We start from the raw sequence: 12730 nt of genomic DNA, 5'->3' as shown, positions 1-12730 counted from the left end.
TTTCTTCGGGTGTCTTTTACACCGCGTGATTAGCGGGCGGGGATAACCCCCGCCCCTACCCAATGGGTCCGTGCCCTTTTGTAGGGGCGGGCTTTACGCCCGCCCTTCAGAACCTGTCCATGAGAAAGAATCGTCCAATTCGGGGAGAAATCCGTGATGGAAACGGTCCCGGAAAAAAAATCTTCTTGTGCAATTGTTGGATTCGCCATGGCTTCGCCGACAAGTGGATCAGCACTTGGTGACGGGCCTCTTGATGCGGCGCCGGCCCCGGCTCTTTTCCTGGATGTATCTCGGGCCCGGTGGAGAGGACGATCGGCGCGCCTCCCTTTGGATCATGACAAAATCCGTGGGGCTGATGCTCAGCAGCTTGGCGGTTGTCCTCTCTCCTTTCCTCTTTCTCATGGGGGACCCGGACGCGCCGGTGGCGCTCACCTTTGGACTCATTTGGCTGCCCGGCGTGGAATTCCTCCCCGGGATGTTTCATTATCAAAAGATCGTGACCCTGTTGCGCTGCCTAGCGTCGGTGGGGGCCTGGGCCGTATGGTTTCGCTGATCTTGTTGTGCGCGTCGTGACCGTATCCCGCGTTCCAAAACAGGCCTAGTGTTTCCGTACAAAACGCCGTAGTAGGAAGACGGATGCCGGTGAAGGAATTTTCGGAAGTGGAAGTGGGGTTGAACCCCGCAAGAGAGGAGGTGAGACGTGCCTTCGACCAAGAGCGGCGAGAATCGAGGGGCCTTTGAAGAGGCGCTCCGTATCCGGAAGGAACGGGAAAAGAGCTACCGGGAGCGCGCCCTGAAACTCTTTCCCCACGTGTGTGCGCGCTGCGGCCGGGAGTTCAGCGGCAAGCGCCTGCGGGAGCTCACGGTCCATCACAAGGACCACAACCATCACAACAATCCGCCCGATGGAAGCAACTGGGAGCTCTTGTGCCTCTACTGCCACGAGAATGAACATGCCCGGGATCAGGTCGCTGAGGCCTATGAGGCCGAATCGGGTGCGGAAGCCGCGGATGCCGGCTTCAAGCACAATCCTTTCGCCGGATTGGCCGATCTGCTGAAAAAGTAGCTGGCTTCGGTCATTCCTCCTCCTGCGGATTGGTCTTTTCCCAGATGCGGTCGATCTTTTGTCTGGCCCCTGGAAGCAGGCGGCAGAGAGCCAGGGTGGAGGCAGCCCAGTAGAGGAGCACCTGGCCCGGAGTATAACCGAAGCCGTGGACGCCGCAGATCTGCCGAAAGCCCAGGATCAGCAGCAGGGCCAGGGCGAAGGTCTGGCAGGCGTAGGTGAAGCCGACCGCCACAAGGACTCTTCCGTTTGCTGCCTGGCGGGTCCCACCGATGAGGCAGGCCACGAGCCCCAGCACACCCAGCCAACAGTAGAAGAAAAGATAGGTGGAGGCGATTCCCCATGCGCTGCAGACGATGAGCGGCATCCTTGTGCCCTCTTTTCCGGCGGGCTTTGTGATTCTGGTCAAATGCCGGGGCCGGCGCCGGAGGAGAGGAAAACCCGGGGAGGGTCCTTGGGCCCCGGTGGAATTCGTTTGTAAGGACTATAACAAGAAATGGTTGGGGTGGGGAAAGGGCAGTTTTTTATGCTCGTTGTGAAGACGGCTGTGCGGGGGATTGGGGCCTGGGAAAGACAAGGGCGGGGCGGCCGGCCCAAAGCCGACCACCCCATGCGGATTCGGATTACGGGTCTTGGGGCATGAAGCGGAAGGTGCTTCGGATGTCCACCTCGGCATCTCCCGTCTGTTCCACCTCCGTGTAGTAAAAGGCGGTGGCTTCGATGCCGCTCTCTTCGATGAATTGGGCCAGGGGCTCAACGGATGGGGCCTTCTGGAGCCAGGGCCCGATCACGAACATGAAGAGCCAGATGAAAAAGACTCCCGCTGCCAGCTTGATCCACCCCATGGCCCGGGCCGAAGGGCGCCAGGGCCCTTCGGTGCAACACGAACACATCTCCGCGGTCCTCATGATCCACCTGCCTTTTAGATTTTGGCGGTGATGTCAGGAAACACCTTGTAGAACATGATGTAGGCCATGAGCAGGGTCAGGGCCAGGTTGAAGGACTGACCGCACACGTACAGGATGAGCGGCTTGCCGCCCTTGAAGTGGTGGGCCAGCTCCTTGAAGTTGGTGGCCAAACCGATGCTCACGAAGGCCAGGCAGAAGAACCAGCCGCGGAAGATCCGGGTGAAGCCTCGAAGGACTCCGTGGTCCACCATGGCGTAGCCCGCATCGGGGCCCATGGCCTGGTAGAGCATGGAGAAGATGATGGAGGCGGCGATGAAGCCCAGCACGAACTTGGGGAAGCGGTGCCAGATCTCCATGGCGCTCACCCGCTGACCCGGCACGCAGTCCACCTTTGCGCACCAATAGACGGCCACGCCGAAGGCGATGACGCCGATGAGCACGTTCTGGATCATTTTGACCGTGGCGGCAACATACAGTGCGCGTTCACCCAGGAAGGCGCCGGCTGCGGCCACGGCGCCCGTGGCGTCGATGGTGCCGCCCATCCAGGCGCCGCCCAGCACCTCCGGGATGCCCACAGCCTTGATGAAGGCGGGCATGGCCACCATCATGATGGAGGTGAAAACCATGGACAGGCCCACGGCCAGGGTGAGCTCCTCCTTCTTGGCCCGACAGGCCGCCGCGGTGGCGATGGCCGCGGACACGCCGCACACCGACATGTCGGCCGAAATGGTCATGTTCAAAGTCTTGGAGGGCATCTTCAGGACCTTCTGGCCGAAGATGAAGGTGGTGATCAGGACGATGGGGGTGACCACCCAGGCCACGAAGATGCCCGGGATGCCGATGGCCAGGATCTTGCCGAAGAGGATCTCGGCTCCCAGAAGCACCAAGCCGGTCTTGATATAATATTCCACCTGCACGGCGGGCATGGCCCACTTGGGCGTTCCCACGGTGTTGCTGATGATCAGGCCGAAGATGATGGCCCATGCCGCATAGCCGATGCCCCAATGCTTCATGGTGGCCTGTCCTTCCGCCGCGTAGGCGAGAATGGCCAGCAGGAACACCAGGGGGAAGCCGGCCATGAACCTGGCCGGGGAATGCCCCATGAACTTCATGCCCACGCTGAACAGGAGAGCCAGGCAGATGCCGAAACCGATGAGGTAGGGAATCTGGTTATAAGGCTTGACGCTCGTCTTCTTCTTGGCCGAAGAAGCCTTGTCGTGCGCCATGCGCCATTCGCCGATGGCCTTGCGGGCTTCTTCGTTGAGGGCCGCATCCTTGAACCCGGCCGCCTCCGCCGCCGCCTGCTTTTCCTTGGCAAGAGCCAGAGCCGCCGCTTCCTTGGCTTTGGCCGCCTCATACTTTTCCATGGCCTTGGCCTTCTTGGCCTCCGCCGCCTCTTCACTCAAATAGAAGGCGTCCAGAGGATTGGTGCTCCATCCGTGGGGCTTGTGCATGAAGTGGCTCAAAGCCTTCCCGATGGGCGAACTGGAGGCCTTGAGTTTCTTCTTGGCATCCGTTGCCTGGTACCACTCGATGGTCTTGAAGGGAGCCCGCTGGGCTTCGGCTGCCAGAACGGCGTTGGCCTTTTCGATCGTTTCATTCATTCCCGCGGGCGGTCGAGGCAGATAGATGATCATGCCCACGATCAGAAGGAAGAAGCCGATCCAGATGGCCCAGTAATCCTCCTTTTTCCACAAGTCCGAAAGGCGACTGACCGCCTTGTCGGTGACCACGTCCTGTTCATGCATCCGCTGCTGTTTTTCTTCCATTCCAACTCTCCTTTGCAATTCACTCGAAATGACGTTTCCGGGACCCGGCCGCTCCACGGGGTGTGTCGCGGCACAATCCAAACCCAAAAAAAGACGAAACCAGCTGGCGTTTCCTCATTAAGGCAAGGAAGGTGCCAAAAGGAACAATTGGGCAGGGTTTTTGCAACCCACTGTTTTTGTGCGGAAAAGAAAGGGTGAGTCGGCACACTTACGGGCAGGGCTTGCAAAAAGGTGTGCCTCCCGGCGTTGGCGGTGCTTCCGTGAGTTGGCATATCGCGCGTTTGTGCCTTTTCCCGTGGAGGGGTTGCCGCTAGAATCCCCCACGCAGATCCGGCATCGAGAAACAGTCCGGAGGAGGAAGAGCGGCCCGTTCCGCCGCGTCCCCGTCACCCACGAGGCAGCTTGGCCCCATACGATCTGTGGGTGCGTGCTTCCTCGGGAGTGGCGGGGTCTCGGAGATACTTTCATTCAGGAGACATCCATGAGCCATGGGAAACATCCGGAAGAAGGAGGGCGATCGTCCGCCCAGAGGCGGTCGCTGACCATTCAAAAGAAGTTCTTGATCGGCACGGCCCTGATCCTTCTGGGTTTCTGCGTGCTGGGAGCCGGTCTCATCTACGTCCAGGAAAAGAGCCTCTTGGAGGAGGCGGCCTACAACAAGTCCGAGATCGTGATGGCGGCCGTGGAGGCCAACCGGAACTATGTGCGCCATGTGCTCCGGCCGAAGATGTACGAGATGTTGGGCAAGGACGCGTTCGTCCTGGAGGCCATGTCCACGTCCTACGTGAGCCGGGCGGTGATGGACCGATTCGGCGAGAGTCTTCCCGAGTACGTATACCGGCGCGTGGCCGTCAATGCCAGGAACCCCCAAAGCGAGGCCAACCCGCTGGAACGGGAAATGATCCGGTATTTCGAAACCGATCGCGGCCGCCAGGAGTGGCAGGGAATCGTAAAGCTCCACAGCACCTCCTACTATTACCGCTTCAAGCCCGTCTATTTCCGGGAAAGCTGCATGCACTGCCACGGGGACCCGTCCCAGGCGCCTCAATCCTTGATCGAGCTCTACGGAACGGACCGCGGCTTCGGAAGAAAGCCGGGGGACGTGGCCGGGGTGACGGGAGTGGGAATCCCCGTGGAGGTGGCCATGGCCAAGATCAAAGGCATGGCCCTGTCCGTTTTCGTGGTGGGTTTTCTCTGTGTGGCTCTTCTCTATGCCGTTCTGAGCTTCTTTTTCAACCGGGTGGTGGTCCACAACCTGAAAGGCCTTCTGGGCATCTTCCAGCAGGGGCTGTGGAGCGACGCGGAACAGGAAGAGCTCGAGCAGCGCATGGAGTCTCAGGATGAGATCCAGGAACTGAGCGGCCTGGCGCAAACCATGGTCAGCCGCCTCAATGAAGCCCGGCGCCGTTTGGAACTCCATTCGGAGAACCTGGAGAGCATGGTGGCCGATCGAACGCGGGCCCTGGAAGATTCCCAGGAGCGTCTGCGTCGGCAGGTGATCCAGAGAAATCGGGAATTGAAGACCCTCAACACCATCGCGGAAATGACTACCCAGGCCCGGCGTCTCACCGACATCCTTCCAGAAGTTTTGCAACGGACCCTGGAAATCGTTCCGGCCCAGGGCGCCGCCATCTACCTGCTCAAGGAAAACCCGGACCGTCTGGAGCTGCAGATCGCCAACAATGTGAAAGATCCCCTTCCGGTCCTCCATTTTGACGCGGCCCGGTGCTCCCTGATCTTGGAAGAAGACCATCCCGACTATCCCACTTCCCTCAATGAAGCCGCCTGCGGGCAGGTGAGCTTTTACGAAGAAGGCGGGAACGGGGCCTATCTCAACATTCCCCTGTGCTGCCGGGGCCGGGTGCTGGGCGTCATGACCTTCCACGGCGTCAATCTGGAGGCCGTCGGTCCCGAGATGCAGGAGCTGCTCTTTTCCATCGGCCGTCAGATCGGCGTGGCCCTGGAGAGCCTCAACAACCTGGAGAAGCTCCTGCAGAGCAAGGAGCTTTTGCAGACGGTGGTGGACGGGATCAGCGATATGCTGGTTTTGCTGGACCGGGAAGGTCGAATCCGGATGGTGAACCGGGCTTATTTGGAGCGTTTCGGGTTGGATTTGAGCCAAGTGACGGGCCGGCTCTGCACGGAGGTGCACGAAGAGGGGCGGTGTCCCTTTTCGGCATGCAGCCTGGAGGAGGTGATCCACACCGGCACGCCCAAGACCGAAGAGGTCCACAGTCCGCAGGGGGAAGTCTATCTGGTCCACCTCTATCCCGTCCTGGACGAGTCCGGGAGGGTGGACGGGGTGATCCGGTACGCCAAGGACATCACGCACCAGAAACGGGTGGAGCAAAAGATTCAGCAGACGGAGCGCTTGGTGGCCCTGGGGCAGCTCACGGCGGGGCTGGCCCATGAACTCAACAACCCGCTGGGCGTGATCCTCTGCTACACGGACCTTCTCAAGCGGGAGATGGCGGACTTTCCCATGGGGCTCAAGGACGTGGGCATCATCGAAAAGCATGCCCTCAACTGCCAGAGGATCGTGTCCGATCTTCTCAAGTTCGCACGCGGCCAGGCCGGGTCCGAACCCCGGCCCGCCTCCCTGAACAAGATGGTGGAGGATGTGATCCAGATGATGAGCCACCAGTTTCGAAAACGGGGGATCCGACTGGAAATCCATCTGGACGACGATCTGCCGGAAATCCCCCTGGATGTGGAGAGGATCAAGCAGGTCCTGGTGAACCTGCTCATGAACGCCCGCCAGGCCTTGAACGGTCGTGGGGTGGTGCGGATCACCACCCGGCGGGACGGGGATGCGGCGGAGGTGCGGGTCTGGGACAACGGCCCCGGCATCGACCCGGCCATCCGGGACAAGATCTTCGACCCTTTCTTTTCCACCAAAGACACGGGGGAAGGGACGGGCCTGGGGCTTTCGGTGAGCTACGGGATCGTGCAGGACCACGGCGGGGAGATCTCCGTGGAGAGTGAGCCGGGACGATGGACGGAGTTCGTTGTGCGCGTGCCGCTGGAAAGGAATCTCACATGACCGACGAGCACAAGGCGAGACTGCTCATCGTGGACGACGAAGAGGACATGCTGGAGGGTCTGAGGCGCCTTCTGGGCTACGAGATGCCCCACGTGGCGGTGGACACGGCGTCGCGGCCGTCGCAGGCCGTCGCCCGGGTGGAGCAAGAACTCTACGATGTGGTGCTCCTGGACATCCGCATGCCGGAAATGGACGGCATGGAGGTACTAGCGGCGCTTCGCCGCAAGGACCCGTGGCTCACGGTGGTCATGATGACCGCCTACGGAAGCATCGAAACGGCCGTGGAAGCCATCAAGAAGGGGGCCTACGATTTCGTCACCAAGCCCTTCGACCGGCAGGCTCTGATCCGGGTCCTGGAAAAGGCCATGGAACGGAACCGCCTGATCCGGGAAAACCTCCATCTGAGGCGACGGGCGGAGGGGAAGCCGCCTTTCGAGCAATTCGTGGGGCAGTCGGCGCCCATGCGGAGCCTGTACGAGCGCATCCAGGCCGTGGCCCGAACCGACTACGCCGTGTTGATCCGCGGAGAGAGCGGAACGGGAAAGGAACTGGTGGCCCGGGCCGTGCACAGCCTGAGCCGCCGCGGGCAGCGCCCGCTCATTTCCATCAACTGCCCGGCCATTCCGGAGCACTTGCTGGAAAGCGAACTTTTCGGCCACAAGAAGGGAGCTTTCACCGGAGCGGATCGGGATCATCGGGGCATCTTCGAGGAAGCCCACAGCGGGACGCTCTTTCTGGACGAAATCGCGGACATCCCGGTGAACGTGCAGACCAAGCTCCTTCGCGCCTTGCAGGAAGGCGAGATCAAGCCCCTGGGAGACGTGAAGGCCAGGAAGGTGGATGTTCGCATCCTGTCGTCCACCAACCAGGACCTGGAGGAAAAGATTCGGGACCGCACCTTCCGCGAAGACCTTTTCTACCGCCTGAACGTGGTGACCATCCGCACGCCGGCGCTTCGGGAAATCCCGGAAGACATCCCGCTTTTGGCGACCCACTTTGTCCGCATGGCCTGTGAAGAGCTGGGCGTTTCGGTGAAGCGATTCTCCGAAAGCGCACTGGAGGCCCTCATGGGTCGGGACTGGCCGGGAAACGTCCGGCAGCTTCAGAACGTGGTGCGCCAGGCGGTGATGTTTTCGCCGGAGGACGTGATTCGGGCCGAGGATCTTCGCCGACTGGAGACCGGCTTCGGGGGAAATGTGGGCGGCGGAAGGAAGGCCGCAGGCGGGCCGGGAGACGGTCGTGTGGTGCCGTACAAGGACGCCAAGGAAAGGGTCGTGGAGGAATTCACTTCCCGATATGTTCGGGATCTATTGGAACGTACGGAAGGAAACGTCTCGCGGGCCGCCGAGATGAGCGGCCTCACCCGGGCCGCCCTCCAGAAGATCATGCGCCGCTACGGGATTCGATCCGAGGACTACCGCGCCTTTTCCAACCACTCGCGGGCGTGAGCCAGCGTCTTTTCCGTGATGGTGACACCGCCCAGCATGCGCGCCAGCTCCTCCACCCGCTCCCGATCGTCCAGGCGGGTGACTGAGGTGCGTGTGGAATCGGCGTCGCTTTCCTTGTGGACCCGGAAGTGGTGCCGGCCGAAGCAGGCGATCTGAGGCAGATGCGTAATGCAGATGACCTGAAACCGCTCGGCCAGTTCCTGGAGCTGCCGGCCCACCAGCTCCGCCGTGCGCCCCCCGATGCCCGTGTCCACCTCGTCGAAGACGAGAGTCTCCGCCTCCCCCTGACGGCTGAGAAGCGTCTTCAAGGCCAGGAGGATCCGGGAGAGTTCTCCACCGGATGCCACCTTGGCCAGAGGCTTGAGGTCTTCGCCCGGGTTGGCGGAAAGGAGAAACTCCACCCGGTCCACACCGCGGGCCGTGGCCGCCGCCTCCCATGCCGCGACATCCCGTGGGGAAGGGACCTGGACGGCGGCGTCGAATCGGGCCCGGGGAAGGTCCAGGTCGGCCAGGACCTTTTCCACGTCCTCCCGGAGCCGTCCGGCCGCTTCCTTCCGCTTGCGGGAAAGATCCCCCGCCAGTTCCCGGTATTCATCGAAGGCGGTGGCGATCTCCTTTTCGAGCCGGGATTCTTCCCATTCCACGTCCGCATCGGAAGCCGCCGCCTGACGCAGTTCATCGCGCTTTCGGATCATGTCCGCCAGCGTGGGGCCGTATTTCTTGGCCAGCCGGCCGAGGACGGCCAGGCGGTCTTCCACCTCCGCCAGGCGTCCCGGGTCGAACCGGATGGAGGATAAAACCTGCTGGAGCCCGTGGCTGAGCTCTTCCATGTGGATCCGGGCCTGTTCCACGTATTCCAGGAGGTTTTTCCGGCTGGGATCGATCTCCACGATCGTTTGCAGGTGGCGGGAAGTGTCGTCCAGCCGCTCCAGCACCGCCCCCTGGTCCCGGTAGATCAGGCCGTAGGATGCGGAGGCGGACTCATGGAGGGTGGCCGCGTGCTTCAGGAGGCGCCTTTCGGCTTCCAGGGCCTCGTCTTCTCCTTCCTGTAGTTGCGCGGCTTCCAGTTCCTGGAGCTGAAAGCGCATGAAGTCCAATTGCTCCTGACGCTGCCGCTTCATCTGCCGCAGCCGCCGCAGGGCCTCTCGTTTTTCCGCCCAGCGCAGGAAGGCCTCCTGCACCTTCGCCGCGTCTCCGCCCAGGTCTCCGTAACGGTCCAGGAGTTCCAGATGGACGTCGGGGTCCAAAAGAACCTGGTGTTCATGCTGGCCGGAGATGGAAATGAGGCCTTGAGCCAGCCCCTGAAGCTGCTGGACGGTTGCCAGTTGACCGTTTATAAAGACCCGGTTTCGACCGCTGCGGGTGACGGTGCGCTTGATGAGGAGCTCCGTGGCGGGTTCCAATCCCAGGGGTTCCAGGCGCGGGCGCAGCACGTCGGGGCTGTCGAACGTGAAGACCGCCTCCACGGTGGCTTCTTCGGCACCGGTGCGGATCATCTCCTGGGACGCCCGGCTTCCCAGCACCAGGTTGACGGCCCCCACCAGGATGGATTTTCCGGCCCCCGTCTCGCCCGTGAGAATGGTGAGTCCCGGGTCCAGGGAAAGGTGCAGGCGGCGGATGATGGCGAAGTTGTGGACGATCAATTCACTGAGCACGGCCTGAGCTCTTTCGGGAATTCGGGAAAAACGTTTTCTACGACGTGGGCATCTGCTAAGTTACCCTCTTTTCCTCGCTCGACCCATCGAAGGCTGGAGAAAGGACGGATGTCATCATGAGCAACTGGTTGAAGAGAGTCAAGGAGCGTTTCCTTCCGGCCCGCCAGGAAGGATCGAGCCTCAGGGAAGATCCCTTCGGTTTTTCCGTTCCGGGGCGGCCCCAGTTCCTGCTTCGTCCCGTCTTTGAAAAACTCATCGCCAAGACGGCCATCCCTCAGGATCAGCAGGAGATGCTGGAGTCCCTGGGCCGGGAGGGGACGGTCGTTTACGCCCTCAAGTACCGGTCCCAGCTGGATTTTGTCTATGCGAACCTGCGATTGCACCAGCTGGGCCTTCCCGCCCCCACGTTCCTTTTCGATCTGCGCCCGTATTTCTGGCAGAAGCGCTGGTACGCCCTGAAACTCGTTGTGCACAACTTCGCCCGGTTTCTCACCCGGGACGGCGTCCCGGACCCCTACACCTCGGGCCACTACGAAAGCCTGGTGCGCGAAGGTCGCTCGGGACTTCTCTTCCTCCTGGGCGAAAAGGGCTACTACCAGCGCACGGTCATGGTGCGAAACGATCCGCTGGAACAGCTCTTCGATATCCAAAAGAAGATGGACCGGCCCATCTACGTGGTGCCCCTCATGCTGCTCTACAGCCGGGCCCCCAGCAGGCAGCGCCGGGGGTTCTGGGAGATCGTCTTCGGCAATCCGGAGCGGCCAGGGCTTTTGAGGAAGCTGGTTTCCTTCATCCGGAACTATTCCTACGCGGTCATGGAAGTGGGCGAACCGGTGAATCTCCAGGAGGTCCAGACGGAGCTTTCCGAGGATCTGTGGGAGCGGCGCAAACAGGTCTTTGAAGTCCGCCGCGGGCTCATCGAAAGCATCGACGAGGTTCGCCGGGCCATTGTGGGACCGCAGATCAAGTCCAAGCTGGAGCTCAAGGAGATCATCCTCCATCATCCCAAGCTGGAAGCCTTCATGCGTCGCCGTGCCAAGGCGTCGGGAGAGCCCGTGTGGAAGATCCGAAAAGAGGCGGACGAATACCTGGAGGAGATTGCCGCGGACTACAGCTACACCCTCATCCAGATCGCCGAGAGGGTGCTCACCTGGATGTGGAACAACCTGTTCGACGGAATCGAAGTGGACATGGAGAGCCTCAACCGGGTGCGAAAGGCCGCGCGCCACAACACCCTGGTCTATGTGCCCTGCCACAAGAGCCACATCGACTACCTGATCCTCTCTTACGTCCTCTTCAGGAACAATCTCTATTCGCCCTTCATCGCCGCGGGAAAGAACCTCTCCTTCTGGCCCCTGGGACCGATCTTCCGCCGGGGAGGCGCCTTCTTCATCCGGAGGACCTTCAAGGGAGCGCGCTTCTATTCCGAGGTTTTCTCGCTTTACGTGAAGACCATGGTGCAGTTCGGCCACAACATCGAATTTTTCATCGAGGGAGGCCGGAGCCGCACCGGCAAGATGGTGCTGCCCAAGATGGGGCTCCTGTCCATCCTCATCCAGGCCGTGCAGGAAGGCTTCTGTGACGACCTGGTCTTTGTCCCCACGGCCATCTGTTACGATCGCATTCCGGAAGAAGAGGTGTACGTCAACGAGATCAAGGGCGGGAGCAAGCAGGACGAGAACCTGGGCCAGCTGGTCCGGGCCCGGCGTTTTCTCAAGAAACGATACGGGCGGGTTTATGTTCGGTTCGCCGAACCCATGTCGCTCCAACGCTATCTGGAGCGGAACCGGTACGATCTGGAGAAGATGAGCGGGAAGCTCCGCCATGCCATGTACCGGGATTTTGCCTACCGGATCATCTCCGCCATCAACGAATCGTCCTTGGTGACGCCCCACGCCCTGGTTTCCGCCGCACTCCTGTCCCGGTCGCGCCGCGGGGTGTCCAAGGCGGAACTCCTGAACACGTGCCTCACCTTCCTGCGCTATCTGGAACAGAACAACGTGCGCTTCTCCCGCACTTTCCGCCACGCCGAGCAGGTGGTGGACGAAACCATCCGGGACCTGGTGAAGAACAAGCTCCTGGATCGCCTCAAGGACGAGGACGACGACCTGGAGGACGAGGTCTACACCATGGAGGATGCCAAGCGCCTGGCGCTGGAATACTACAAGAACAACATCATCCACTTCCTGCTGCCGGCGGCCTTCGTGTCCACGTCCATCCTGAGTCAGGAGACCTTCCGGTTCAGCCTGAGCCAGATCCTGGAAGACCTGGCCTTCATGAAGGATCTCTTCAAGTACGAATTCGTTTACGACATGGACGTGCGGGATCATCAGCTGGCCAAGCACGTGCTGGACGTCTTCGAGCGCCTGGGGTGGCTTCGCCACATGGAGCCCTCCGAGGATCAGCCGTACCTTCTGACCCACCGGGGCCTGACAGCCGCCCAGGCCTTCCACGGGCTCATCCGGAACTTCTTCGAAACCTACTGGCTCGTGCTGAGATCCATGCGCTACGTGGAAAAGAAGCCCTATACGGAAAAGGATTTCGTCAAGAAGATCCTGGCCGCGGGAGAAAAGAACCTGAAGCTGGAGCTGATCGAAAGGCCCGAAACGGTTTCCAAGATCGTGTGCCGAAACGCCATCACCTACTACGTGGAGAAGGGGCTGCTGGAACGGCGCGCCCATGAGGCAAAGGGACGGGACAAGACGGTGGAAAAGTTCGAGTTCGTGGGGGATCGCCCGTTGGTCCAGTACTACGGCCGCCAGATCAGCCGGCTCCTGCGCGCTCCCCACCTGGCGCTCCAGTAGCCCCCGGCGGCACTGGCAGGCGGCGCCGACAGGGGATCCG

9 protein-coding genes are annotated in these 12730 nt (G+C 61.3%); 5 read left to right on the top strand and 4 right to left on the bottom strand.

Annotated elements, in window-relative coordinates; genetic code table 11:
* Positions 1-187 precede the first annotated feature (187 nt).
* Together BUB04_RS03375 and BUB04_RS03370 are read left to right on the top strand one after the other, a co-directional pair.
* Positions 188-553, top strand: a complete 366-nt coding sequence (locus BUB04_RS03375) for a hypothetical protein (RefSeq protein ID WP_143156334.1) — start codon at positions 188-190, stop codon at positions 551-553.
* A gap of 147 nt (positions 554-700) precedes the next feature.
* The gene (locus BUB04_RS03370; RefSeq protein ID WP_073036946.1) at positions 701-1066 is read left to right on the top strand and encodes a YajD family HNH nuclease; all 366 of its coding nucleotides are present in this window, start codon (positions 701-703) and stop codon (positions 1064-1066) included.
* Positions 1067-1076: 10 nt separating this feature from the next.
* Here the strand turns inward: BUB04_RS03370 and BUB04_RS03365 are convergent, their stop codons facing one another.
* The 3 genes from BUB04_RS03365 to BUB04_RS03355 all read right to left on the bottom strand — a co-directional run bounded on the left by BUB04_RS03365 (position 1077) and on the right by BUB04_RS03355 (position 3740).
* The gene (locus BUB04_RS03365) at positions 1077-1430 is read right to left on the bottom strand and encodes a hypothetical protein (protein ID WP_073036944.1); all 354 of its coding nucleotides are present in this window, start codon (positions 1428-1430) and stop codon (positions 1077-1079) included.
* A gap of 256 nt (positions 1431-1686) precedes the next feature.
* Positions 1687-1956 (bottom strand): hypothetical protein, encoded by a 270-nt coding sequence (locus BUB04_RS03360; RefSeq protein ID WP_073036942.1) that lies wholly within the window; start codon positions 1954-1956, stop codon positions 1687-1689.
* 29 nt (positions 1957-1985) lie between these two features.
* On the bottom strand, positions 1986-3740 hold the full coding sequence (locus BUB04_RS03355; RefSeq protein ID WP_073036940.1) for a YeiH family protein: 1755 nt from the start codon (positions 3738-3740) through the stop codon (positions 1986-1988).
* Positions 3741-4221: 481 nt separating this feature from the next.
* Between BUB04_RS03355 and BUB04_RS03350 the strand changes: the two genes are divergently transcribed.
* Both BUB04_RS03350 and BUB04_RS03345 read left to right on the top strand, forming a co-directional pair.
* A complete protein-coding gene (locus tag BUB04_RS03350; RefSeq protein WP_073036938.1) occupies positions 4222-6783 on the top strand; it encodes a c-type heme family protein in 2562 nt (853 codons plus the stop codon).
* A complete protein-coding gene (locus BUB04_RS03345) occupies positions 6780-8231 on the top strand; it encodes a sigma-54-dependent transcriptional regulator (RefSeq protein ID WP_073036936.1) in 1452 nt (483 codons plus the stop codon). The genes BUB04_RS03350 and BUB04_RS03345 overlap by 4 nt, the downstream gene beginning before the upstream one ends.
* Here BUB04_RS03345 and recN read toward each other — a convergent pair.
* Positions 8198-9886 carry a DNA repair protein RecN gene (recN, locus tag BUB04_RS03340; RefSeq protein ID WP_073036934.1) on the bottom strand — a complete coding sequence of 563 codons (1689 nt, stop codon included), beginning with the start codon at positions 9884-9886 and terminating at the stop codon, positions 8198-8200. The genes BUB04_RS03345 and recN overlap by 34 nt on opposite strands.
* A gap of 116 nt (positions 9887-10002) precedes the next feature.
* Here recN and BUB04_RS03335 point away from each other — a divergent pair, with 116 nt between their 5' ends.
* Positions 10003-12690 (top strand): 1-acyl-sn-glycerol-3-phosphate acyltransferase, encoded by a 2688-nt coding sequence (locus BUB04_RS03335; RefSeq protein WP_073036932.1) that lies wholly within the window; start codon positions 10003-10005, stop codon positions 12688-12690.
* Positions 12691-12730: the final 40 nt, after the last annotated feature.

The organism is Desulfacinum infernum DSM 9756 (assembly GCF_900129305.1).
In the GTDB taxonomy this organism is placed as follows: Bacteria; Desulfobacterota; Syntrophobacteria; order Syntrophobacterales; family DSM-9756; genus Desulfacinum; species Desulfacinum infernum.
This window is presented reverse-complemented; position numbering and strand designations above follow the sequence as displayed.